Source organism: Pseudomonas sp. FP1742 (genome assembly GCF_030687145.1).
Classification (GTDB): domain Bacteria; phylum Pseudomonadota; class Gammaproteobacteria; order Pseudomonadales; family Pseudomonadaceae; genus Aquipseudomonas; species Aquipseudomonas frederiksbergensis_D.
This window is the reverse complement of record NZ_CP117460.1, coordinates 4937833-4962133: the sequence shown is the minus strand read 5'-3', so window position 1 is coordinate 4962133 and position 24301 is coordinate 4937833. Positions and strand designations below refer to the sequence as shown.

General features: G+C 58.2%; 23 protein-coding genes, 4 tRNA genes and 1 pseudogene. 20 read left to right on the top strand and 8 right to left on the bottom strand.

The genetic code is table 11. The annotated features are described in order from the left end of the window. Positions 1-289 precede the first annotated feature (289 nt). Positions 290-1294 carry an NADP-dependent oxidoreductase gene (locus tag PSH64_RS22520; RefSeq protein WP_105342868.1) on the bottom strand — a complete coding sequence of 335 codons (1005 nt, stop codon included), beginning with the start codon at positions 1292-1294 and terminating at the stop codon, positions 290-292. Positions 1295-1529: 235 nt separating this feature from the next. Here PSH64_RS22520 and PSH64_RS22515 point away from each other — a divergent pair, with 235 nt between their 5' ends. From PSH64_RS22515 to PSH64_RS30520, 4 genes and pseudogenes are all read left to right on the top strand, one after another. Beyond that, on the top strand, positions 1530-2291 hold the full coding sequence (locus PSH64_RS22515; RefSeq protein WP_105342870.1) for an SDR family oxidoreductase: 762 nt from the start codon (positions 1530-1532) through the stop codon (positions 2289-2291). 294 nt (positions 2292-2585) lie between these two features. Next, positions 2586-3977 carry a PLP-dependent aminotransferase family protein gene (locus tag PSH64_RS22510; RefSeq protein ID WP_305478719.1) on the top strand — a complete coding sequence of 464 codons (1392 nt, stop codon included), beginning with the start codon at positions 2586-2588 and terminating at the stop codon, positions 3975-3977. A gap of 108 nt (positions 3978-4085) precedes the next feature. Next, positions 4086-5141, top strand: a pseudogene (locus PSH64_RS30525) (methyl-accepting chemotaxis protein); the annotation flags it as partial. Positions 5142-5168: 27 nt separating this feature from the next. After that, entirely contained in the window at positions 5169-6050 is an 882-nt protein-coding gene (locus PSH64_RS30520) for a methyl-accepting chemotaxis protein (protein WP_370694483.1), read from the top strand. A 163-nt stretch (positions 6051-6213) separates the two neighbouring features. Here the strand turns inward: PSH64_RS30520 and PSH64_RS22495 are convergent, their stop codons facing one another. Further along, the gene (locus PSH64_RS22495) at positions 6214-6972 is read right to left on the bottom strand and encodes a hypothetical protein (RefSeq protein ID WP_181150667.1); all 759 of its coding nucleotides are present in this window, start codon (positions 6970-6972) and stop codon (positions 6214-6216) included. 393 nt (positions 6973-7365) lie between these two features. Here PSH64_RS22495 and PSH64_RS22490 point away from each other — a divergent pair. The 4 genes from PSH64_RS22490 (at position 7366) to PSH64_RS22475 (ending at position 7778) form a co-directional block, all read left to right on the top strand. Beyond that, positions 7366-7441 (top strand) — tRNA-Glu (locus PSH64_RS22490). Between the two features lie 2 nt (positions 7442-7443). Beyond that, positions 7444-7519 (top strand) — tRNA-Gly (locus PSH64_RS22485). Between the two features lie 104 nt (positions 7520-7623). Then, positions 7624-7699, top strand: a tRNA-Glu gene (locus PSH64_RS22480). A 3-nt stretch (positions 7700-7702) separates the two neighbouring features. Next, a tRNA-Gly gene (locus PSH64_RS22475) sits at positions 7703-7778 on the top strand. 59 nt (positions 7779-7837) lie between these two features. On the opposite strand, the gene PSH64_RS22470 is transcribed toward PSH64_RS22475, so the two are convergent. Further along, positions 7838-8701 (bottom strand): DNA-binding response regulator, encoded by an 864-nt coding sequence (locus PSH64_RS22470; RefSeq protein ID WP_305478717.1) that lies wholly within the window; start codon positions 8699-8701, stop codon positions 7838-7840. A gap of 410 nt (positions 8702-9111) precedes the next feature. Between PSH64_RS22470 and PSH64_RS22465 the strand changes: the two genes are divergently transcribed. The 12 genes from PSH64_RS22465 to PSH64_RS22410 all read left to right on the top strand — a co-directional run bounded on the left by PSH64_RS22465 (position 9112) and on the right by PSH64_RS22410 (position 19394). Next, positions 9112-9303 (top strand): Flp family type IVb pilin, encoded by a 192-nt coding sequence (locus tag PSH64_RS22465; protein ID WP_305478716.1) that lies wholly within the window; start codon positions 9112-9114, stop codon positions 9301-9303. A 156-nt stretch (positions 9304-9459) separates the two neighbouring features. Further along, positions 9460-9651, top strand: a complete 192-nt coding sequence (locus PSH64_RS22460) for a Flp family type IVb pilin (RefSeq protein ID WP_305478715.1) — start codon at positions 9460-9462, stop codon at positions 9649-9651. A gap of 27 nt (positions 9652-9678) precedes the next feature. Beyond that, entirely contained in the window at positions 9679-10209 is a 531-nt protein-coding gene (locus PSH64_RS22455) for a prepilin peptidase (RefSeq protein ID WP_305478714.1), read from the top strand. A gap of 2 nt (positions 10210-10211) precedes the next feature. After that, positions 10212-11540 (top strand): AAA family ATPase, encoded by a 1329-nt coding sequence (locus tag PSH64_RS22450; protein WP_305478713.1) that lies wholly within the window; start codon positions 10212-10214, stop codon positions 11538-11540. A 15-nt stretch (positions 11541-11555) separates the two neighbouring features. Continuing rightward, a complete protein-coding gene (cpaB, locus tag PSH64_RS22445; protein WP_230139508.1) occupies positions 11556-12362 on the top strand; it encodes a Flp pilus assembly protein CpaB in 807 nt (268 codons plus the stop codon). A 74-nt stretch (positions 12363-12436) separates the two neighbouring features. Then, the gene (locus PSH64_RS22440; protein WP_305478712.1) at positions 12437-13777 is read left to right on the top strand and encodes a Tad domain-containing protein; all 1341 of its coding nucleotides are present in this window, start codon (positions 12437-12439) and stop codon (positions 13775-13777) included. Between the two features lie 8 nt (positions 13778-13785). After that, complete coding sequence (locus tag PSH64_RS22435; protein ID WP_305478710.1) at positions 13786-14265, top strand: TadE/TadG family type IV pilus assembly protein; 480 nt, start codon at positions 13786-13788, stop codon at positions 14263-14265. Next, positions 14265-14759: a TadE family protein gene (locus PSH64_RS22430; RefSeq protein ID WP_305478709.1), complete on the top strand. Its 495-nt coding sequence runs from the start codon at positions 14265-14267 to the stop codon at positions 14757-14759. The genes PSH64_RS22435 and PSH64_RS22430 overlap by 1 nt, the downstream gene beginning before the upstream one ends. Continuing rightward, positions 14753-15973 (top strand): AAA family ATPase, encoded by a 1221-nt coding sequence (locus PSH64_RS22425; RefSeq protein ID WP_305478708.1) that lies wholly within the window; start codon positions 14753-14755, stop codon positions 15971-15973. Before PSH64_RS22430 ends, PSH64_RS22425 begins: the two co-directional genes overlap by 7 nt. A gap of 3 nt (positions 15974-15976) precedes the next feature. Beyond that, on the top strand, positions 15977-17419 hold the full coding sequence (locus tag PSH64_RS22420) for a CpaF family protein (protein ID WP_305478707.1): 1443 nt from the start codon (positions 15977-15979) through the stop codon (positions 17417-17419). Next, the gene (locus PSH64_RS22415; protein WP_305478706.1) at positions 17416-18402 is read left to right on the top strand and encodes a type II secretion system F family protein; all 987 of its coding nucleotides are present in this window, start codon (positions 17416-17418) and stop codon (positions 18400-18402) included. The genes PSH64_RS22420 and PSH64_RS22415 overlap by 4 nt, the downstream gene beginning before the upstream one ends. Before the next feature lie 29 nt (positions 18403-18431). Then, positions 18432-19394, top strand: a complete 963-nt coding sequence (locus tag PSH64_RS22410) for a type II secretion system F family protein (RefSeq protein ID WP_305478705.1) — start codon at positions 18432-18434, stop codon at positions 19392-19394. Between the two features lie 304 nt (positions 19395-19698). Here PSH64_RS22410 and PSH64_RS22405 read toward each other — a convergent pair whose 3' ends face one another. The 5 genes from PSH64_RS22405 to PSH64_RS22385 form a co-directional block, all read right to left on the bottom strand. Further along, a complete protein-coding gene (locus PSH64_RS22405; RefSeq protein ID WP_305478704.1) occupies positions 19699-19968 on the bottom strand; it encodes a DUF3613 domain-containing protein in 270 nt (89 codons plus the stop codon). An 18-nt stretch (positions 19969-19986) separates the two neighbouring features. Then, positions 19987-20700: a tetratricopeptide repeat protein gene (locus tag PSH64_RS22400; RefSeq protein WP_028938933.1), complete on the bottom strand. Its 714-nt coding sequence runs from the start codon at positions 20698-20700 to the stop codon at positions 19987-19989. A gap of 122 nt (positions 20701-20822) precedes the next feature. After that, positions 20823-22052 (bottom strand): type II and III secretion system protein family protein, encoded by a 1230-nt coding sequence (locus PSH64_RS22395; RefSeq protein ID WP_305478703.1) that lies wholly within the window; start codon positions 22050-22052, stop codon positions 20823-20825. Positions 22053-22790: 738 nt separating this feature from the next. Continuing rightward, positions 22791-23348, bottom strand: coding sequence for a hypothetical protein (locus tag PSH64_RS22390; protein ID WP_305478702.1), 558 nt, complete (start codon positions 23346-23348; stop codon positions 22791-22793). An 82-nt stretch (positions 23349-23430) separates the two neighbouring features. Continuing rightward, on the bottom strand, positions 23431-24234 hold the full coding sequence (locus PSH64_RS22385) for a putative hydro-lyase (RefSeq protein WP_305478701.1): 804 nt from the start codon (positions 24232-24234) through the stop codon (positions 23431-23433). Positions 24235-24301 lie beyond the last annotated feature (67 nt).

Sequence of the window (24301 nt, the reverse complement as noted above, 5' to 3'; positions counted from 1 at the left end):
TAAGAGCTTGTTGGGGTCTACCGTTGCGCTGGCTTGTCTCTATCGTCGGCCTAGCCGATGAATTCCTTATTGGCGCTTTTAGGTAGAAGGGGTGGGACGAAGTCTCCCACGGTCTGTACTGGCTAGAGTCAGAATCGGGCTTTTAGTCCCACCCACCCCTTCAAGTCTAAACATACAAGCGGGCTTGCTCGCGAAGGCGGCATATCAGTCGACATTATCGTTGACTGACATGCCGCCTTCGCGAGCAAGCCCGCTCCCACATTGGTTTGTGGATGCTTCAGATACCGGGTTAAACCTTCAACACCAACTTTCCGAAGTTCTCACCGCTGAACAACTTCATCAGTGTCTCCGGAAACGTCTCCAGTCCTTCGACGATGTCTTCCTTGCTCTTGAGCTGCCCCTTGGCCATCCAGCCGGCCATTTCCTGCCCGGCAGCGGCGAACTGCGCGGCGTAATCCATCACCACGAAGCCTTCCATCCGCGCGCGGTTGACCAGCAGCGACAGATAGTTGGCCGGGCCCTTGACCGCTTCCTTGTTGTTGTATTGGCTGATGGCACCGCAAATCACCACCCGCGCCTTCATGTTCAGACGGCTGAGCACGGCGTCGAGAATATCGCCGCCGACGTTATCGAAATACACGTCGACACCTTTCGGGCATTCACGCTTGAGGCCGGCGATCACGTCTTCGTTCTTGTAGTCGATGGCACCGTCAAAACCCAGCTCATCAATCAGGAATTTGCACTTGTCCGCGCCGCCGGCAATGCCGACCACCCGGCAACCTTTGATCTTGGCGATCTGCCCGGCAATGCTGCCCACCGCACCGGCCGCGCCCGACAACACCACGGTGTCGCCGGCTTTCGGCGCGCCGACATCGAGCAAGGCAAAGTAGGCAGTCATCCCGGTCATGCCCAGCGCGGATAAGTAACGCGGCAGTGGCGCCAGTTTCGGATCGACCTTGTAGAAACCTCGCGGCTCGCCAAGGAAGTAATCCTGCACACCCAAGGCACCGTTGACGTAGTCCCCCACGGCAAAGCCCGGATTGTTCGAGGCGATGACTTTGCCTACGCCCAATGCACGCATCACTTCACCAATGCCGACCGGCGGGATGTAGGACTTGCCCTCGTTCATCCAGCCACGCATGGCCGGGTCCAGGGACAGGTATTCATTCTTGACCAGGATCTGCCCCGTCGCCGGTTCGCCGACCGGTACTTCTTGATAGGTGAACGTCTCGCGGGTAGCTGGCCCCACGGGACGTTTGGCGAGGAGGAACTGGCGATTGGTCTGGGTAGTCATGGCAGGCACTCAAGGTGAATGAAGTCTTGTTGATAGACCTTCATGGACGATGCTGCAAGGTTGGCTGACGCGGCGAATGCACATCGATCCAGTGCGGTGATAGTAACGGCGCCCGTTGTATCACTGCCACTCATGGGCGGCCAACCGGCCTTCTGATAGTGCTGCCGTGTCACAGGGCGCTGTGGCTAACTGAAAACACGTGACTCCCCACATTCTTCTCTTCGAGGACATAACAATGAGCATGACGTTTTCCGGCCAGGTTGCCGTTGTAACGGGCGCGGCCAATGGCATTGGCCGCGCAACCGCTTTGGCGTTCGCCGCCGAAGGGTTGAAAGTGGTGGTGGCCGATCTGGACACGGCCGGTGGTGAAGGCACGGTGGCGCTGATTCGTACCGCCGGCGGCGAAGCGACCTTCGTGCGCTGCAACGTCACCGTGGAAAGCGAAGTAAAAAATCTGATGGACGAGGTTGTGAATGCCTACGGCCGTCTCGACTATGCCTTCAACAATGCCGGCATCGAAATCGAAAAAGGCAAGCTGGCCGAGGGTACGGTCGATGAGTTCGACGCGATCATGGGCGTTAACGTCAAAGGCGTCTGGCTGTGCATGAAGTATCAGTTGCCGTTGCTGCTGGCCCAGGGCGGCGGCGCGATCGTCAACACCGCTTCGGTCGCCGGCCTGGGCGCTGCGCCGAAGATGAGTATTTACGCAGCCTCGAAACACGCGGTGATCGGCCTGACCAAATCGGCGGCCATCGAATACGCCAAGAAAAAGATCCGTGTGAACGCGGTGTGTCCGGCGGTGATCGACACCGACATGTTCCGCCGTGCCTATGAAGCAGACCCGAAAAAGGGCGAGTTCGCCAACGCCATGCACCCGGTCGGGCGCATCGGCAAGGTCGAGGAGATTGCCAGCGCGGTGCTGTACCTGTGCAGCGACGGCGCGGCGTTCACCACCGGTCATTCGCTGGCGGTGGATGGTGGGGTCACGGCGTTTTAATCAGGCGTTTCGATACACCTGCTTTTATGGCGAGGGAGCTTGCTCCCGCTTGAGTGCGCAGCACTCACAAAAATTGGCAATGGTTGCCAGATTATTGGGGCCGCTGCGCAGCCCAGCGCGAGCAAGCTCGCTCGCCACAGGTTTCTCAGCATTACGCACACTGCCGTCGGTTCCGTGAAAGCCATTGTGTTTCAAATGGTTAGAACCGAGGGTTTTGGCGGTGTTGTCGCACATCCTGTCGAGCGTTCCTGTGATTAACTGTTTCCCGCAAAACAGACAGGAGTTTGCTTGCTCATGGAGTTGAGAATCGATCGACAGGCATTGGTGCCGGTCGTGCAGCAAATCGTCGATGCGTTGGCCGACCGGCTCCGTCGTGGCGAGATGCCGCCGGGCACGCGGTTGCCTTCCGTGCGGCAAATTGCGCGGATCAATCTGCTCAGCCAATCCAGTGTGGTCGAGGCCTGTGAACGGCTGGTGGTTCAAGGGGTGCTGGCGACGCGTAATGGGGCGGGTTTCTTTGTCGCGGCAACGGCGCTGGCCGCTCAAGGGCAACGGGATTGTTCCTGGATCGAGGGGGCTGAGAACGAACAGAATGGCCTCGTGGGCGAACTGATGCTGGGTTGCGGCGGATTACCCGAAAGCTGGCGCGAGACCGACGACCTGAGCTATGCCATACGCCAGGTCAGCCGCACCGACATGGCCGGATTGTTCAACTACAGCACGCCGTTGGGCCTGCTTGCCCTGCGCGAACAGATCCTCAAACGGTTGAAACTGCTGGATATCGCGGTGGATGCCAGTCGAATCCTGACCACGGCGGGTGCCAGTCATGGGCTCGACCTGATCGTGCGCACGCTGTTCAAGCCGGGCGATTGCGTGGTGGTGGAGAGCCCCGGTTATTCGATGCTGTTCGATTTGCTCAGGCTGCACGGGATCAGCATGATCGAGGTGCCACGAACCCCGCGTGGTCCAGACATCGAAGCACTCCAGACACTGTTGCTCAAGCACAACCCCCGTGGTTTGTTCATCAACAGCTTTTATCACAACCCCACCGGCAGCAGTTTGACCCCGGGCGTGGCTCAGCAGGTTCTGCAACTGGCCAGAAACCATGGTGTGCTGGTGGTCGAAGACGACGTCTACGCGGACTTGCACAGCGGTCCCGGTACGCGTCTTGCGGCATTGGGTATCGATGACAACGTGATTTACGTCGGCAGTTACTCCAAGACCCTCAGCAGTTCGTTGCGGGTCGGCTTTGTCGTGGCCAGGGCCGATATCATTTCGCGGCTGGCCGAGGTCAAGATGATCAGCAGCATGGGTGCTTCACGGTTTTGCGAGTCGGTGCTGGCTTGTCTATTGGCCAGTGGCGCCTATCGCAAATTGGTGCAGCGTCAGCGTCAGCGTTTGAGCACTGACAGGGAGGCTGCCTTGCAAGTGCTCGAAGACGCGGAATGGGAAGTTTTCGGCAAACCCGTGGGCGGACTGTTCATCTGGGCGCGATCGCGCAAGTCCGACTCCGCTCAGGTGCGGATTCAAGCGCGACGCTTCGGCGTCCTGCTGTCTTGTGCAACGGCATTCAGCCCCACCGGCCAAGCACATGACTGGCAGCGCATCAACGTTGCTTATGCTTGTGATCCTCGCGCCAGGGCATTTTTTCAAGCCACGGCTCGGGATCGACCTCAAGCGTTCTGAAAGCGACGTGGGCGTAGCTTTTTGCCATTATTCCGACGCCCGAGACTTGTGTTGGCACAAGCCCGTTGCGAATCTGCATCAACAGACAATGGCAGGGGACTAAGCGCAATGATTTCGGCCGTGCAAGGACGTTTTGCCAACCTCGGTATGGCGAAAAAACTGGGTGTCGGGTTTGTATTGGTGCTGCTGTTGACAGCCTTGGTGGCGGCCATTGGCGTGTGGTCCCTGCAAACCATCAGTCATCGCTTTGACGGGCTCAAGCAGATGTCGTCGCTCAACAGCAGTTTGCTCAAGGTGCGATTGCTCGAGCAGGACTACGCCTTGCGCGGTGACCCGAAAACCGTGGACGCCTTGCACGCGGGCGTGGACGCACTGATCGCTCTGGCAGCCGAGCTCAAGGCACAGTCCGCGGCCAACGTGCCGGTCATGAATGATGTCGAACAGTCTCTGGTGGCTTATCGAAAGGCTTTTGACGAGTTCGTCTCGTTGAGTCAGGCCAAGGACCTGGCACTGGAAATGGCCAGTTGGTCGGTGTCCAGCGTGGCCAATAACCTGGATGTGCTGCAGGCCGGGCTTGCCGACGATGGCGCCTATGCCTTGAAGGAATCCGAGGGCAAGGACGGCGCGCAATTCATCGAACAGGCCAATCAGGTCAGCCAGGTATCGCGGCTGATGTTGCAGGCCATGAACGAAGCGCGTGTACGCCTGGACCAGAGCCGCAAGGGCGACGACAGCGCCGGGCAGGGCAAGATCGAGCAGGCCGACCAGGCCCTGACCCAGGCCGGGCAGTTGAAAACCACGGTCAAGGATGAGGGCTACCAGACTGTCCTCAATGAAGTGTCGGGTCATATTGCCAGTTTCAGTGAAAAACTTACCGAGTACACCGGCCTGTTGGAGCAGGAAAAGACTGTCTCGGAGCAACTCCAACAGCGCGCCGCTCAAGTGGTGGAGCGGGTGGACCAGGCCTATGTGGCCGAAGACCGGTCGATGCAGGCAGAGCTGAAAAAGAACTCGCTGTTGATCATCGGCTCCTCGGCACTGGCCCTGCTGGTCGGGCTGATTGCCGCGTGGGTGATTACCCGGTTGATCGTCGCACCGCTGCGCAGTGTGATCCGTGTCGCCCAACAGATCGCCGCGGGCGATTTGAGCGCGACGATTGACGTGACCCGCCGCGACGAGATCGGCCAGCTGATGCAGGCCATGCAGCAAATGGGCGCGGGTCTCAGTAGCATCGTCAGCGGCTTGCAGGCCGGTATCGAACAGCTGGCAAACTCTGCTCAATCGCTGTCGTCGGTGACCGAGCAGACCAACCTTGAAGTCAGCAGCCAGAAGGAAGAAACCGAGCAAGTCGCCACCGCGATGAACCAGATGACCGCCACGGTGCACGACGTTGCACGGAACGCGGAGGAGGCCGCCCAGGCGGCGCAGACTGCCGATGGCAAGGTTGAAAGCGGTCAGCAGGTGGTGCGCCAGAGCATGGCGCGGATCGAGCAACTGGCAGACTCGGCCACCTCGGCCAGCTCCAGCATCGAAAGCCTCAGCGCGGAAATCCAGAACATCGGCACGGTGCTCAGCGTGATCAAAAGCGTTGCCGAGCAGACCAACCTGTTGGCGCTCAATGCGGCCATCGAAGCGGCGCGGGCCGGTGAGCAGGGCAGGGGCTTTGCGGTGGTGGCCGATGAGGTTCGGGCGTTGGCCAAGCGAACCCAGCAATCGACCGAGGAAATCGAGCGTCTGGTCAGCGCCTTGCGCTCGGCGGCGCAGTCGTCGGTGCAGCAGATTCAGAGCAGTGGCGAGTTGGTGAAGCTGGCAGTGAGCGATGCATTGCAGACCGAGAGTGCGTTGGGGAGCATTGCGGCGGCGGTGTCATTGATTCAGCAGATGAACCATCAGATTGCGGCGGCAGCAGAGGAGCAGAGCTCGGTAGCCGAGGAGATCAATCGCAGTGTGACGAGTATTCGCGCCAGTGCGGATCAGTCTTCGTTGGCGATGCAGGGCAATGCGGCGTCGAGTATCGAGCTGGCGCAGCTGGGGGTTGAGTTGAAGGGGATGGTGGGGCATTTCAGGCTGTAGCAGCGCAATCCATGTGGGAGCGGGCTTGTTCGCGAAAGCGGTGTGTCATTCAACATTGATGTTGGCTGACCTGACGTCTTCGCGAGCAAGCCCGCTCCCACAGGTTTCGTTCCTTAATTGACAGACATAAACCTGACCCGGTGGCTTTTCAGCATTTGCATGATCAGTCGTAGATCGCTTTTTTCTTCCAGTCAGCATCGGCCTCGACGTCTTTGAGGCCTTCGGTCAATTGGTTGACCTCGCCTTCAACCGGGGCGATTTTGTCCATGACCTGGTCATTGGCGCGGGCCAGGAGTTTTTCCAGGTACTCGAGTTGCTCGCTGTAGATCTGGGGCTCCGGTTGTTTGCGCAGGTACTGCACGCCACGTTCGAAGGCCAGGCGGGCCTGACCTGGCTGGTTCTGTTGCAGGGAATGCTGGCCGAGGTTGTTGAAGAATTCGATGTGCAGCAGCACCAGGATGTGGCGGACCTCGCGGATCCAGTGCTTGGCTTCGTTGGTCGGCAGATAACCGTCCTGTGCGGCACGGGTGATCTGGCCATGCAGGGCTTCGAGCAGGAAACGCACATCTTTGGCCTTGGCTTCGGTCTGGATCGGTGCCGGCGGGTTGTTGACCGGGATCGATTCGCCCTGGGCGACCAAGGCACTGAGTTCGGTAATCCGTGCCTTGAGCGGGGCGCTGGTTTTTTCCAGGTTGAGCAGGCGCTGGCAGACGTTCAATTCCAGGCGGGTCAATAGCAACTTGAGCGCGGGTGTCATGAACTGACCGGGAAAGGTCTCGGTGATTTCGCCGCAGCGACGCAGGCGGTCGTTGAGTTCAACCTTGGTGCGGGCTTTTTCCAGCTTATTGTTTTCCACCACATGGTTCATGTAGCCAATGGCGATCAATAGTGCGATCCCGGCTACGACTAGCAGGGTGATCATGAGTGGTGTCACCGGTAAGACCTCTTTATGGGGTTCGCGTGCGAGTCGAGTGTAGTGGCTTGGCATATGGGCGCATAGGGCCGCTCGACGAGTGAATCGGCTATAGCTCTGCTTATATCGGCAGCAATGCCGCTTCTATAAGTAAATAGCGTGCGAGGTGCACATTGCCATCATCTCGGTATGGACTATAGCGTCTCGGTGGATGCCAGAATATAGGCGCCAAAGGTCAGGCGACACAAAAGCCTGAATTGCTGCCGAAAGCAGGGCGAAGTCATTGATTTAAATAAATTTATATCTGGGGGTTGACGACCCCTCAATCCATCCATAGAATGCGCGCCACTTACAGCGTAAAGCACACAGCGAAACGCGGTAGGGAGTGAATGTTGTACGTGTGTCCCCTTCGTCTAGTGGCCTAGGACACCGCCCTTTCACGGCGGTAACAGGGGTTCGAGTCCCCTAGGGGACGCCAATGCGGGAATAGCTCAGTTGGTAGAGCACGACCTTGCCAAGGTCGGGGTCGCGAGTTCGAGTCTCGTTTCCCGCTCCAATTTTAAACAGCGTTGCTTTCGGGCAAAGCTGAGTGAAACCAGAACCAAGTCTTCGGATGCGGGTCTGGGCACCGAAACACACACCATGTGTTCCGGGCAGCGTGTCCCCTTCGTCTAGTGGCCTAGGACACCGCCCTTTCACGGCGGTAACAGGGGTTCGAGTCCCCTAGGGGACGCCATTTGCGGGAATAGCTCAGTTGGTAGAGCACGACCTTGCCAAGGTCGGGGTCGCGAGTTCGAGTCTCGTTTCCCGCTCCAAATTCAAAAAACGCCGCTCAGTTGAGCGGCGTTTTTTTATGCGCGTAAAAAAACCTGCCTCAACTTCCAAGGCTCTGTACCAGGTTTTCAAGCGCTTCAATGGTTGTATCTTCCAGCGGCGGTTGCGCTGCTACCGCTCGCAGTTGGCTGGCCAAACGGTATTCACTGGGCGTGCAGTTGACGAACTGCTTGAACGCACGGGCGAAGTAGGAAGGGTCCTTGAAGCCAGCTTCATAGCCGATGCTGGTAATTGGCATCTGGCTGTTGTCCAGCAGTTGTTTGGCGAAGCTCATGCGCTTGTCCAGGATGTAATCGGTGAAGCCGACGCCATTGGCTTCCTTGAACAGGCGACTGAAGCGGAATGTCGTCATCCCGCAGCGCTTGGCCAACTCCCTCTGATCGATGCTGTCCCGAAAATGCTGGTCGATATACAGCATGACATGGCTCAGCGCCTGGTGTTTTTGGTGCCCGGAGGTCAGGCGGATGCTGTCCGGCAGAGTGGGCGAGTGGTCGATTAACGATGTCTTGTCCTGGCCGGCATTGCGGCGCAATTCGCAGAGCTGCGTCAGTGCCGTCAGGTAGCGCTTCCTCTCGGCGCTGGTGAGCGGGAGGACCATGTATTCCCAGACACTGGAGCGCATGGCCCAGACGGCCAGTTCCTCCGAGTGCTGCACGGTGAACATGGTGATCGGGATGGTGGGGGTGGTGCGTTTGATCTCCAGCAACAACCTCAAGCCGGGGGTGTCGGGGCGATCGAAATGGATGCAGATCATGTCTGCCTGTTCCCCATGGGGGAGCACGGAGTTTTTCGCCAGTTTGCAGTCGCAGGTGCCCTCGAACTGCGCGATGAGTTCCTTTGTGGAACGATCGTGAGTCAGATCGAACCAAAGTAGCGATGGCCTTCTGGTCGAATTGGACGTCATGTCTCTGCTCTGGGGTTCTTCGTGCCTCTGTTCGCTGAGTAGTATTGCTAACGTGCCATCACTTTGCAGAATAAATGCTTATAAAGGACTGATACTTTAGTTCTATGCGCTCTATATTTCGGTTGAAAATCACCGCCGCCCAATTGTTTGTTAGCGTGGGCTCGCTGTTCCCAGCCTCAACCGCTCGTCGCTTGTGAATTAACGGCAATCGCATTCGCAAGCCATTTTCTTTCTTACCCTGCCGCTCCTTTCAAAAGCCAACCACCGGTCATTGGCGTCCCCCGCAAAAAAGTCCTAGTGATGTGCAAAATCTTCCTAACGCCCATGCCTTGCCCCTGACTAGGGTTGCATCAGGCAGTGCAGAACGTACTGCCTTCCGGAAAAAACAACATTCGAGTGAGGTGGGCAAAATGATCATTCAAGCAATCAAGGCTTCGGTAGTGAAGTTCGCCAAAGATGAAGATGGCCTGACCATTGTGGAATACGCGGTAGCCGGCGGACTGATTACGGTAGCTGTGGCCGCAATGTTCACTCTTTTGGGCGGTGCCGTGAACACCAGGATCACAGCGCTGTGCGCCGCAGTTAAAGGTGCTGCCTGCTGATAGGGCCACTCACGGTGGGGGGACGTGGCGATGTCCATGGAACAACCGGTTGTTACTGTTTCGATGATAGAGCAATCGGGCAACTCAATGGACTTCGCGCTGTCCCCCGCCAATGTACTTTCTGAGTCGTATGACCGCTGAAGTGAGGTACACAAAATGAATCTGCAAACAATCGGAACTTCGATAAGTAAGTTCGCCAAAGATGAAGATGGCCTGACCATTGTGGAGTATGCGGTGGCCGGTGGGTTAATTACGGTAGCTGTTGCTGCAATGTTCGTTCTTTTGGGCGGAGAGGTGAACACCAGAATCACGGCGCTGTGCGCTGCGGTCAAAGGTGCTGCCTGCTAACGATAGTTCTGGTAGGGGAGACGCGCCATGTCCATGGAATTGCTGGTGTCGACTGTTTTACTGCTAGGACTATTGGGCGTGGCGGTGGTGAGCGATCTGTTTCGCCACCGTATCCCCAACGCGCTGGTCTTGTTGGGCCTTGCCCTGGGATTAGCCGGTCAGACTTATTCAGGTGGTATCAGTGGATTGGGTGACAGTCTGCTGGGCATCCTGATCTGTTTTGGGCTGTTTTTGCCCATGTATGCATCGGGTGGCATGGCCGCCGGCGACGTCAAGTTAATGACCATGGTCGGCAGTTTTCTACCGTTTCATTTTGCATTGTGGGCTGCCTTATTCAGCCTGATAGCCGGTGGCGTGTGCGGTTTTCTGATAGTCCTGGTGCGCGGTCAATTGCGTCAGACCTTCGGGCGCTATTGGCTGATGCTGAGGGCGCAGGCCTATCTGGCGCCGACTTCTGATGAAGTAGCCGGCAAGCCTTTTCCTTATTCAATTGCAATCTTAATAGGCACTTTGAACAGCGTTTACTGGCAACTGGTTGCCGGTGGATTGGGAGGTTAGTCATGCACGTCATTGTCGATAGTGATGCCTACTCCAGCGATCGGGAAGCGGTGCAACGACTGGCTCCTCAGCCGTGCACAATCCGCGAGACGGGTCTGACAGACAGTTTTCTCGGTGAGTTGGTATGCAAGCATTTGTACGACGCCGGCGTGCTGGACATGCCGCGGCTGGTGGAGCGCCTGGCGCTGACCGGTGCTGTACTTGAAGAGGTCCTGGCGTTCCTGCGCAAGGATGGCCGTATCGAAGTGCTTGGCCAGATGGGCCAAACGGCTGGGCAGATGCTGCGTTATAGCCTGACCGAACGCGGTCGCAGTGCCGCCCGTGATGCCCTGTCGCGTAGCGGCTATATCGGTGCGGCACCATTCCCGGTGAGCACCTACCGTTCCCTGATCAAAATCCAGACCATTCACCATGGTCGCATCGGCTCGAGCGATATGCACAAGGCCCTTACCGGCGTCGTGCTCACGGAGGGGATGCTCGATCAACTGGGGGTGGCCCTGAACTCCGGGCGCGCAATCATGATTTATGGCCCCGCGGGTACCGGCAAGACCTACGTCAGCAGTCGACTGATTCGTCTGTTCGCCGAGGCCATCTGGGTGCCACATGCCATCGTGATCAATGAGTCGGTGATCGAGATCTATGACCCGCAGGTGCATCAGCGTCTGGATGACAACAGTCAGCATAACAACCTGATGCTCAACGAAGGGATCGATCGTCGACTGCTGTGCTGCAAACGCCCGATCGTCATTACGGGCGGTGAGTTGAGCATGGAGCAACTGGACGTTCGCTATGACCCCTTCACCCGTCAGTACCAGGCCGCCTTGCAGCTCAAGGCCAGCAATGGCCTGTTCATCATCGACGACATGGGACGCCAGCGCATGGCACCCGCCGAGTTGTTGAACCGCTGGATCGTCCCGATGGAAGAGAAACGCGACTTCCTCAACCTGGGCGGCGGTCGGCACTGCGAGTTGCCGTTCGATCTGATTCTGGTGTTCTCCACCAACCTCAATCCTCTGGAACTGGCCGATGAGGCCTTCCTGCGCCGGATTGGCTACAAGCTGCAGTTCGGTTACCTGAAGCCTGAGGAGTACGAAAAGATCTGGCGTCAGGAATGCGAGCGTCTGGGCATTTCTTTTGACCCGCTGCTGCTGCGTTATGTACTGCAAAGGCTTTATGCAAGTGAAGGCATGCCCCTGGTGCCTTGCCATCCCCGCGATCTCCTGAACATGGCCCTCGACCGTCAGCGTTATATGGGTGGTACCGGGGCCTTGTCGCCACAAGAGTTGGAATGGGCCTGGCACAACTATTTCGTCCAGCTCGACTTTCTTTGATACGGAGATACTGACATGAGCTCTCGTACTCTTCCCCTGATAGGCGTTTCCCTGGTCATGGGCCTTGGTGCTGCATGGATGGCCGATTCCTGGCTGAGCGCCCGGCTCAATGCCACGCCAGATGACCACCTTCGAAGCGTGGTGGTTGCCACAGTAGAAATTCCATTCGGGCAGATGGTCGAGGCCCAACAGGTCACGACCGTGCGCATGCCCATGGACACGATCCCGGACGATGCTCTCGATTCCAGCGACAAGGCCGTAGGCAAGATCGCAACGTTCGACATCTTGCGTGGCGACGTCATGCGCGGCGCACGCCTGAGCGAGCACCTGGGCGGCAGTACCCTGGCCTCTCTGATAGCCACAGACAAACGTGCCATATCGGTACGCGTGGACGATGTGGTCGGTGTGGGCGGATTCCTCCTCCCAGGTAACCGGGTCGATGTACTGGCGACCAAAACCACAAGTGCCGGCAGTAACAGCGCCGTGTCCAGGACCATCCTCGAGAACTTGCGAGTGCTGGCGGTGGACCAGACGGCAGGTACCGACAAGACCCAACCGGTGGTGGTGCGCGCAGTGACGCTGGAGATGACGACCGCAGAGGCTGAAACCCTGGTCACGGCGCAAACGGAAGGGAAACTGCAACTGACCCTGCGCAACCCGCTGAACTCCGAGAAAAAAATCGTGACCGCCGCGCCAGTTGCACCGGCCCCCATGGTTGTGGCCGCCGCCCCAGTGCAAAAACGCGTGGTGCCACGTGGCGACGGTGGCGGAGCTCTCACCATCATCCGCGGGATCCAGACCAGCGTTGTGAAAGTTCGTTGACAGGGCGGTAGGGGTGCTTGGGCACCAAGGTATTGGCGGAGCCGATCCGGATCAGTATCGGCAAAGAGGGCTTGATGATGAATCTTCGTATTCAGCGGCCGTTCACTGCGACGCCAAGGCGCCAGGAAGGAGCGGTGAGCGTATTGATGGTGTTCGCGTTGGCGGCGATTGCCATGATGGCGGCGTTGGCCCTGGATGGCGGACACTTGATGCTGAACAAAACGCGCCTACAGAATGCGGTGGATGCCGCCGCCCTGAGTGGCGCCAAAACCCTGAGTCAGGTGGAAGGTGGTCTCAACATTGCCAGCGTGACGCGCACTGCCGCGCTCAATACGTTGACGCAAAATGCCAATGCCTCGGGCAACAACGAATTGGCAGCGGCTGTCGCTGGCAACCCAGGCACCTTTGCGGTGGTGGAACTTTCCAGTAGCGTCTATGGCCCGTTCTCTTATCCGGGGCCGGCAAATGCCAAATATGTTCGGGTATCGGTACCGAACTATAGCCTGACAGGATTTTTCTGGGGCGTCGTCCAGGCATTCGGCGCCGTGGGCAGCAAAGCGGTGGCGGCGATCGCCACTGCTGGACCTAGCCCTACCAGTCCTTGTGATCTCGCACCTTTGATGGTCTGCGGTGACCCGACTAAATACGACCCGGCCGCTGGCATGTTCTGGGGCTTCCAGTTTGGTGATTTGCAGGTATTGAAGACGGCTGCCGGTAATTCGTCCCCTATAGGCCCAGGCAACTTTCAATTGCTCGATTTTGGCTCGGGCGGCAGTACGGTCAGGGATGACCTGGCAGGAGGTGGCGAGGTTTGTCGCAACGTGGGGCAAAACGTCCAGACTGCTCCTGGTAACAAGGTCGGCCCTACCTCTCAAGGTTTGAATACGCGCTTCGGGATCTACAACGGCCCGGTCAGCGCCTCGGACTATCCGCCAGACTTGGTGACCACGTCGAGCAACCCCGAGATCACTTACGACGACTCGGTCAACCCGCCACAAATGAAATACAAGGGGCAGACCGTCGTCTCGAGCAGCGGCAATCTCACTGCGGGCAGTGACGCGATATTTGACTACAACGACTGGCGTACGAGCACTGCCGCGTGTGTGGCAGGGTCCGGCAGCGGCTGTCAGAGCGGTGGGGTGTTCGAGCGCCGGATGCTGAAAATCGTGGTGGGCGACTGCACTGGCAAACAGGGCGGTTCTACCTCGATCCCCGTCCTGGGTTTTGGCTGCTATTACGTGGTGCAGCCAATGAGTGGCGGCGGCACGGACTCGCAGATCTTCGGCCAGTTTGTGAAAGAGTGCGAAGGCGACAACGTGCCCAGCCCTACACCCGCAAACGATTCCGGCCCACAGATCATTCAGCTCTACAAAACCTATATCAATGGCAGCGGCACTCCGAGCACTGACTCGTAGGGGGCGTCATGGGACTTCACGTATTTAAACGACCACAGGCCCAGCAGGGTGTGGCACTGGTGGAATTCACCCTTGTCTTGCCGATACTGCTGCTGTTGTTGCTGAGCCTCGGCGAATTCGGCCGCATGTTTTATCAGTACAACGTTCTGCTGCAGGCCAGCCGTGATGCCGACCGTTTTGTCGCCAGCCAGGCGTGGAACTCGACACTCGGCGCTGTCTCTCTGAGCAATACGCTGGTGACCCAGACGAAAAATGTGGCGGTCTATGGTGTGCCTGCAAATACCGGGACCGCGGTGGTGTCAGGATTGACGACCGCAAACGTCGTGGTCGCCGCGGTGGGCACCGACCACGTGCGAGTCACCATAACCTACAACTTCTGCCCGGTGATTGGCAGCGGCAATTGTGCCGGCTCGATTCCGGGATTTTTTGGCACTCCGATTGCGCTGAGCATTCCGCTGGTCGCCACCACTGTCATGAGGGCACTGTGATGAATCGCAAACACATGCGCGGCCTGTATATCGTGGAATTCGCCGTCATCGGCATGCTGGTGTTCACGCTGTTGTTCGGCGTGCTGGAAATGGGCCGGCTGTACTTCACGGTCAATGCGCTGGATGAAGCCGCGCGGCGTGGTGCACGCCTGGCGGCAGTGTGCAACATCAGCGATCCAGTGGTGTTGCGGCGGGCGATCTTCAACGCCGCGACCGACGCCGGTACGAGCCAGCTGATCACGAGTCTGGCCACCAGCAACCTGACGCTGACCTATCTGGACGTTAACGGTGCTGTGGTGGCCAATCCCGGCGACCTGGTCAGCGTCAACGGTTTTCGTGCCATCCGTTATGTCCAGTTGAGTCTGCAAGACTTCGTTTTCAATCTGTTTATTCCCGGGTTCGGCGTGCCTATTACTCTGCCTGCATTCAGGGCAACCTTGCCACGCGAAAGCCTCGGGCGTCATTCCGATTCCGGGGAGATCACACCATGCTGAATACCAAGGACACTCCGCTCTCCACCTCGACCGGCAAGACCGGGCTGCGGTTGCTGATCAGCAGCCGTGATGCCAACTCTTTGCGCGATCTGCAGAGCGTCTGCCAGCGCATGCCTTGCCTGGAGGTGAGCACTCGCCTGGTGAGCAATGGGCATGTCGACCCGCTCTACGGTCTGGACCGGATGCCCGATCTGTTGCTGCTGCGCGTCAGCCACCTGTGGCGCGAAGAGTTGGCGGCGCTGTTGCAGCGCCCGGCCCATGAGCGTCCGCCGATGTTGGTGTGCGGTCTGCTGACCGAACAGGAAGGCATGCGCCTGGCGATGCAGGCCGGCGCCCGGGACGTGCTGCCGGAGCCCATCGCCGAGACAGAACTGGTGGCCGCCTTGAATCGACTGGTCATGGAGGTTCGCACCGGCAGCGGGACAGAAGGGAAATTGATCGCCGTGATGAGCGCCAAGGGTGGCTCCGGCGGAACCTTGCTGGCCTGCAACCTGGCTCAACAGCTCAGCGTCAAGGGCGGCAGTACTCTGCTGCTGGACATGGACCTGCAATTCGGCAGCGTGACGCATTACCTGGATGTGGCGCAGACGCACAGCCATCTTGAGGTGTTGCATCAGATCGATGGCATGGACAGCGTCGCGCTACGGGGTTTTTGCAGCCACTTCAGCCCCACCTTGCATGTGCTGGGTGGTCGGGCCGGTGAGCTGTGCCTGCCGCAGGATGCCCAACCCGAGCAACTTGACACCCTGTTGCAGCTGGCCCGCGCCAGCTATGACTGGGTGGTGATCGACCTGCCGCGGCAAATCGACCACCTCACCGGCTCCGTGCTGGAACAGGTGGATCGGGTGTACGTGGTGGTGCAGCAGAGTGTCAGTCATCTGCGCGATGCCAGCTCCCTGGTGCGGATTCTTCGCGACGACCTGGGCGTGCGCGGCGATCAATTGCAGATCGTGGTCAACCGCTTTGACAAGGCCGCGGCGATCAGCCTCAAAGATATCGGCGAGGCACTGCGCTGCACCAATCTGTCGAAATTACCCAACGACTTCAACCTGGTCAGCCAGAGTCAGAACACTGGCGTGCCGTTGGGGCTGCATGCGCCGAGGGCAGCGATCACTACCGCCCTGCGCGACATGACCGAGGACCTGGTCGGTCAACAGGTAGCCGGGAACAAAGGCTTACTCAAACGCGCCTTCAACCGTTTTTTCGGGGGATGACCCATGATCAGCGACTTTCGTAACCGCTTGCGCAAACAGTCCGGTAAACCCGCCTCATCGTCAGCGGCTCAGCCGGGCGACGACCTGCTGGATCCGGCCGAAGAAATAATGGCGTGGGAACGTGCAACGCCGGACGTTCTTTACGAAACCAGAAGCCAGGTCACTCCGGTGGAGGCCGAGTGGCGGGAAAAAATCTACCAGCAATTGCTCAAGGTCATGGACCTGTCCTTGCTGGACTCCCTTGAACATGCCGAGGCCGCGCGGCAGATTCGTGATATTTGCCAGCGCCTGCTCGACGAGCATTCGGCTCCGGTGAGTACCACCAGCCGCCAGCTGATTATCAAGCAGATCACCGACGAGGTGCTCGGCCTCGGGCCCCTGGAACCGTTGCTGGCCGATCACAGCGTGTCCGACATTCTGGTCAACGGCTATGCCTCGGTCTATGTCGAGCGCTTCGGCAAACTGCAACGGACCGATGTGCGTTTTCGCGATGATCAGCATTTGCTCAACATCATCGACCGCATCGTGTCCAGCCTGGGGCGGCGTATCGACGAGTCCTCGCCATTGGTGGACGCCCGGCTCAAGGACGGTTCGCGGGTCAATGCGATTATTCCGCCGCTGGCCATCGACGGCCCGAGCGTGTCGATTCGCCGCTTTGCGGTGGACCTGCTCAATACCGACAGCCTGATTCAGGTGGGGACGTTGACCCCGGCCATTGCGCTGCTGCTCAAGGCAATTGTCCGCGGGCGCTTGAACGTGCTGATTTCCGGCGGTACCGGCAGCGGCAAGACCACTATGCTCAACGTGCTGTCCAGTTTCATCCCGCACAACGAGCGGATCGTCACCATCGAAGACTCGGCCGAACTGCAACTGCAACAACCCCATGTGGTACGCCTGGAAACCCGACCTTCGAACATCGAGGGGCGTGGCGAGGTGAGCCAGCGGGAATTGGTACGCAACAGTTTGCGGATGCGTCCGGACCGTATTGTGATCGGCGAAGTGCGTGGCGCCGAGGCGCTGGACATGCTGACGGCGATGAACACCGGCCACGACGGCTCATTGACCACCATCCACGCTAACACCGCGCGCGATGCGTTGGGGCGTATCGAGAACATGGTGTCGATGACCGGGGCGACTTTCCCGATCAAGGCCATGCGTCAGCAGATCGCATCGGCGATTGATGTGGTGATCCAGCTGGAACGTCAGGAGGATGGCAAGCGCCGACTGGTCAGCGTACAGGAGATCAACGGCATGGAAGGCGAGATCATCACCATGACCGAAATTTTCTCCTTTGCGCGCCAAGGCATGGGCGAAAACGGCGAAGTGCTCGGCGACTATCGCCCTAGCGGCATGATTCCGTCCTTCCGCGATGTGTTGGCCAAGCGCGGCATCGAGTTGCCGCTGACGATGTTCAGACCTGAATGGATGGAGGCACGGCAGCCATGAGTCATATTCCTGGTGAATTCATTGTGATGTTCTTGGGCATGGTGTTTATCGCCGTGTTCCTCTTGTCCCAGGGCGTTGTGGTGCCGGTGTTTGGTGAGGCCGGCAAGATGCGCAAGCGCATCCGCGGCCGTTTGCATGTGCTGGAAAAAGCCAACAATTTGCCCAACATGCAGACGGTGCTGCGGCAGAAATACCTGACGCGTCTGTCGCCACTGGAGGCCATGCTTGAACAATTGCCCTTTATGGCGAACCTGACATCGATGATCGAGCAGGCCGGCCATGACTATCGTGCTTACCGGGTGATATTGCTCGGGTTGTTCCTGGGCGCTTGTACGGTCATCTCGATCTGGATGGTCTCGACAGTCTGGTGGATGGCGCTGTTGGCGGGCTTCGGAGCATTCTGGTTACCGCTGTTGAAAGTTTCTCGTGACCGGAGCAAACGTTTCAACGCGTTTGAGGAGGGCCTGCCGGATGCGCTGGATGCCATGTGCCGGGCCTTGCGTGCCGGGCACCCGTTCAACGAAACGCTGCGCCTGGTCGCCGAGGAGCACAAGGGGCCGGTCGCTCATGAGTTCGGCCTGACCTTCGCCGATATCAACTATGGCAACGATGTACGCCGGGCCATGCTCGGCTTGCTGGAGAGGATGCCGAGCATGACGGTGATGATGCTGGTGACCTCGATCCTTATTCACCGCGAGACCGGCGGTAATCTGACCGAGGTGCTGGAGCGTCTGAGTCGCCTGATCCGTGGACGCTTTCGCTTTCAGCGCAAGGTCAAGACCCTGTCGGCGGAAGGGCGGATGTCGGCCTGGATACTGGTGGCCATTCCCTTCGTGCTAGCCATCGCGATCGTTGTCACAAGCCCCACCTACATGCCCGTGCTGCTCAATGATCCCATAGGACACAAGCTGATCATCGGAGCTTTCTGCGCCATGCTGGTCGGGATTTTCTGGATACGAAAAATCATCCGGATTCAGGTTTAAGCGGTATTCGCTACCGGGAGGTACAGATCATGGATTTTTTACTCGGATTGTTCAGTCGGGTCACGGGGAACGAGGAGGTGGCGCGCCTGTTGTTTCTTGTCGCGATCGGTCTCAGTACGGTGCTTGCGGTCGTTGCGGTGATATTGCTGATGCTGGGGCTTCAGGACCCGGTGCAGCGCCGTCTGGCACTGATCAAGCGTGGTCATTTAGGCAACACGGCAGGGCAGGACGCGCCGAGTAATCTGCAACTGTTGCTGGAGCGAGTCGGCCAGCGCTTTGCCTCGGCTGAATCGGCACAGACATCTGCAACCCAGACACTGTTGACGCACGCGGGGTACCGTTCCTCTTCAGCGGTGCAGATGTACTGGGCGGTACGTTTGATATTACCGCTGTTGATGATCGGCCTTACGTTGTTGCTATTGCCGATGATTCCCAGGATTTCGTTGAGCATGGGGCTGCTGATGGTGGCCATGGCGGCCGGTATCGGATGGCTGCTGCCGGCACTGTATGTCAGCAAGCGCAAGCAGGCGCGTCAAGGTCGGCTGCGTGCCGCGTTTCCGGATGCGCTGGATCTGATGGTGGTCTGTGTGGAGTCGGGCCTGGCCCTGCCCACGACCATTGAACGGGTTGCTGAAGAGATGTCGGTCAGTCAGGTTGAACTGGCTGAGGAACTGGCTCTGGTCAACGCGCAGATCCGCGCAGGCATCACCAGTACCGAGGCGCTCAAACAACTGGCCGTACGTACCGGTCTGGAGGACGTGCAAGGGTTGGTCAGCCTGTTGGCGCAGAGTATTCGCTTTGGTACCAGCGTGGCCGACACCCTGCGCATCTATGCCGATGAATTCCGCGATCGGCGTACGCAGGCCGCCGAAGAGGCGGGGGCGAAAATCGGCACCAAGCTGATATTCCCGCTGATTTTCTGCCTGTGGCCTAGCTTCTTTCTGGTCGCCATCGGCCCTGCCCTGATCGGGGTAATGAAAGCATTCGGGTGAAGTAAACGGGCAGAGGCTGTCGAGACGATGGCCCTGCCGCCCGAGCCTTACTTATACTTCCCCTCCCAAGATCTACACATCCCTCGTTCCTACAGCAATGCTGTTCACTTAAGCCGTAATGCGATCTGTTACAAAGAATGCGTCGCGGCTGAAGTTGCTTAAGTGAACAGAGTATCTACAGAGGGATTCGGTCAGAACTGAAAACTGTGTAGATGCCAATACTTTCCTGCAGACATAATTAAGCCTGGCTTTTTAGCCAGGCTACTCTGGGCTATGCCAGAGGTTGATCATCCATTGACGTGCCTCATTTGCTGGTGGCCATTTCCCCCCCAGCTTTTTGCTCAAAGAACATCGGAATCGGGTAGGTGAAGCTGTTCAGCCAGCGCTGGAAGGCCAGGTCACGCTCAGTGGCCGATGCAGTTTGCCGAAAAGGGGAGGCAACCACACCACGAATCTGTAGCTGCATCCACTGTTCGGTGCCTTTCTGCGGCGCCGAGGAGGGACCCGGCTCAATGGCCCAGGCACTGGTGGTCAGGCAAGCCATGCACACAATCAACAGCCTTTTGGTATTCATCTCGACTCCTCGTACGTTCTACTTGATCGCAGCACTGGGTGAGGCATCGGCTACCTCGGCCTTGCGATTCCCCTCGGAAGCCACCGCTTTTTTAGCGGAGGCCTTGAGTTTTTCCGCGCGGTTTTGAGCCTCGGCGACTTGCTGGGGACTCAAGCTGGCGCGGTTCGCGAGTTCCGCAGCCGCCTTCCAGTTATCCTGATAGATCAGCAGCGTCACCATGTTGAGTGCCGCCAGTGAATCCGCCTGCTTGAGCTCCATGGCCGTCATGAACTCGAAGCGGGCTTCAGGGATCCGTCGCTGATTGAGGTAGACGACCCCCAGGTCATTGCGCATCTTGTCGTCGGTGGGGGACATCTTCACCGCTCGCTCAAGGTGAGTGGCAGCGGTGGCGTTATCATTTTTAGCCGCGGCCAACTGGCCCAGGCCATGTTCCCCTTCAGGGGCCAGACAGGTGCCGAGCAAGCTTTGATACAACGGCTCCGCATCTTTACGCCCCATCAAGCGCAGCACCCGAGCCTTTCGCAGGCGAACCTGGACCAGGTCATCGGGCAAACCTTCAAGATTCGCCAGGCTGGCATACAAACGGCCCTCATTGACCATGTTGTCGGCCAGATTCAGGGCCAGTTCTTGCTCCGAACTGGGCTTGGCACAGACAGCCGGTCGCGAAGACAGGCCATTGGTGGCACAACCTGCGAGCATCAATGTCGCCGTTATTGCAATGACTGCTTTCATCGAGTGTCCTCTGGCTACAACACGTTGAGCGCCTGGCCAGTGGCAATACAGCTGGCCCGCCAAGCGCTCAAGGTCACCGTTAAGAGTGAGGGCGAAAGCCCGGTTCAGCGTCTGGCTCCGGCTCATTGCGAGAGCCCGCTCTTACTGTCGAAATCACCATTTTCGAGGAAAAACATGCGGTAGAAGTTCGGGTCGTAATTGCGCAGCTGCTCGCCAGGCAACGATGGCAGTTGTGCATTGGCCGCCAGGGGCTGGACCAGATGCGGGGTGACGATCATCAGCAGTTCGCGCTCCTCACGGTTGATGGAGTTGTCGCGGAAGAACGCGCCGAGAATCGGGATATCGCCCAGCCCCGGGAATTTGTTCACCTGGGAATTGTTGCGGGTACTGATCAGGCCGCTGATGACGAAGCTTTCGCCGTCGGCCAGGGAGATGCTGGTGTCGGTACGGCGTATGGTCAGCGCCGGAACTATCGTGCCGGCGATGCTCACGGCGTTGGTGAAGTCCAGTTCACTGACTTCCGGCGCCACCTTCAGGGCAATACGGTTTTTCTCGATGATGGTTGGCGTCAGGGTCAGGCGGATACCGAACTCCTTGTACTCGATGGAGATGTTATCGCTGCCGGCACTGGGCACTGGAATCGGTACTTCACCGCCGGCCAGGAAGCTCGCACTTTGCCCGCTGAGCGCTACCAGACTTGGCCGCGCCAGGGTATAGGCGAAACCGCTGCCTTCCAGCGCGTTGATCGCCACCAGGGTATTGCCGGTCGCAAAAGAGAGGTTGAAATTATCGTTGTTCACCGGCAATGACGGCGTAACGATGCCGCCGATGGTAGGCAAGGTCCTCGGCGAGCCGAACAGGAAGTTGCCGCGGGTGCCGAAAATAGACGCTGAGGCTTCCTTGAGTTTGGTCCGGCTGACTTCAACGAAGCGAATATCGGTTTGCACCTGGCTTGGCAGCAGCGGGTCTTCGTAAGGTCCGGTCGACGCACTGGTCAGCGCCGAGGTAGCCTTGCCCTTGACGAACACCATGCTTTGGCGCGGCGTTTTCGAACAGGAGGTCCAGACCATCAGGCTGGTGGCTCCCGGTGTCAGACCGGTGAGTATGAAGGCGCTGGGATTGTTGCCGCTGGGTTGCACATCGGCAATTTTCGGGTCACCCACGGCCAGTTGCGTCACCGGAACCGGTGTGTGCAGTTCACTCTGAAGCCCCTGACCGACCTCGAACGTGGTTGGCAAACTGTCCATCTGCGAACAATTGGCCGCCGCGGCCTGAGCCGCGTCCACGCTGAGGCCTATCCAGAACAGGCCATGGATGATTCGCTTGAAAGCGGGCACGGTACGATAGCTCATTAAGTGCATCCTCGCTGAATAGGCCATCTACAAGGCAAACCAAGTTGCCTCGGATCACTACAAGGGGCCTCGGTCGGCCCTCTACCCCGCCAGACCCCTGACTAATGGCCCCGGCAATATTCCTTGGTGCTACATGCAAGCAACTGCAATACGCTGTTCTGACTGAACAACGAGCGACCTTCGCTATAACGGTTTTTAGTGATCCAGATACCTGAGCTGTCGACCCGAACGATAGGCTCAGGCTCGATAGCAACAGCAGCTAAAGACGGCACTGTCCGCCGACCTGACTCCCCTAAAAAGCAACCGGCAATCAACGCAAAGAGCCGGAAAACGCTTGTCAGGACCATAGTGAGGTAACTCCTTTTGCCATTCCGCTATCTGATCGCTGAACCTAACGTGCAATTTCAAACCGTTATGTCTTCTTCTTGTTTGAAAGGTAGTTCAACCAAGGCAAAGCGCCACGCTTTGAACGAAAACTTTCGATACAGATGCTGGTTTTTTTCTGAAAACCACGGTCAGGCCACGCAATCATTGGTACTACGCTGGATGCTGATGAAATAAGGGGTGCTTCACGGTCCCGCGAGTTTTTCTTTGGGTTTTGCGCTGCATATTTCACAAAAACGCCACTCATTGAGTGGCGTTTTCAGGTGTGTCGGTTTGTACTTTTCGAATGCAGACCAATCGTAACAACGGCGTCTGACGGGATATGACAAGGAAGCTCAATACGACTATGTAGCCCTACACCTGCGAAGTGCAGGTTGGAGTATTGGCCGTCACGTACTGGATCACCTCTTCAAGGGTGTCTATGTCTGGAGCATTGTTCACTAACGCTTGCGAACTGCACCAGGGGTAATCCAGATGCGATACCCATTCCATGATGCAGTGCAGATCAGTCGCCGACAGGGTTTTCATGTGCTCAATGGTGATAGTGAGCCTCTCGACGAGCCCCGACTCGGGGCTGAACTGCCATTCATACAGACCGCAACCGACTCGGGCTTCGCCAGAGCTCTTGTCGGACATGCCGACCAGCCATTTGCACTGGAATGTTTTGGCCTGCGGTTCAGGTGGGCGTCCCAGGCAAAAGGTATAGACGTTTTCGAAGGTCTGGCCGAATCGCCTGACCAGCACATCGCCGATAGGTCCAAGGCCTTCAACGTGGGGTGGAAACGAGATAGATCCGGTGTGCACGACCATGTCCAGTATCGCGTCTGGCGCAAAAGCCTGGGCTAACAAATGTGGGCGGTTACCGTCCTTGGCTTTTATGTACTGTCGAATCGATTGTTGAGCAGTGTTCATTGTTTGTCCGTGGCATCCCTGTCAGGTTGAGAAGAGTCCAATCCAAGGCTCACGTTACTATTCCACGCGAGCCCGCACTCATTTACAAAGCGCTATTCAAAACATCCGTTACCAGCATACAGCCGGGGGCATGGGTGATGCACAGGGGAGGGCGAGAGGCTTGTACCACCGATTGCGGGGTCACACCGCAGGCCCAGAATACCGGGATTTCGTCGGCCTCGACTGGCACGGCATCGCCGTAGTCCGGGGCATTCAGCGCGTTGATGCCGATCAGCGATGGGTTACCGATGTGCACGGGCGCGCCGTGGACGTTGGGCATGCGTGCGGTGATCTGAATCGCCTGAATCGCGTCTGCGGCTTTCATCGGCCGCATGCTTACCACCAGCTTGCCACCCAGGCGAGCGGTGGGCCGAGTCTCGATGTTCGTCTGGTACATGGCGACATTGCGCCCCAAATCGATGTGTTTGAGGGGGATGCCGGCATCCAGCAGCGGTTGTTCGAAGGAGAACGAGCAACCGATGGCGAAGGCCACCAGATCGTCCTGCCACAAATGCTCGATATCCAGCGGCTCTTCGCTCAATTCCCCATGGCGATAGACCCTGTAGCGGGGCACATCATGGCGAATATCAATGGCGGTGCCCAGATTGCGAAAATACGGATCCCCAGGCTCGGTAACGTCGAGCAACGGGCAGGCCTGTCGATTGAGGGTGCAATACCTGAGGAACTCATTAGCCCAATCGCTGGGCAGAATCACGATGTTGGCCTGCACCCGACCTTGGCCAAGGCCGCTGGTATGGCCACTGTAGTGTCCGGCGGCGATGCTTTGGCGCAGGGCCGTAGGGGGGCGATGCTGCAATTGTTCGAAGGACAGGGCTGGCTGATTCATCACGGCATCTCCACAGGTTCGTGGGGTTCTTTTTAGGAAAACCAGACGATGCCGTCCAACAAGGAAT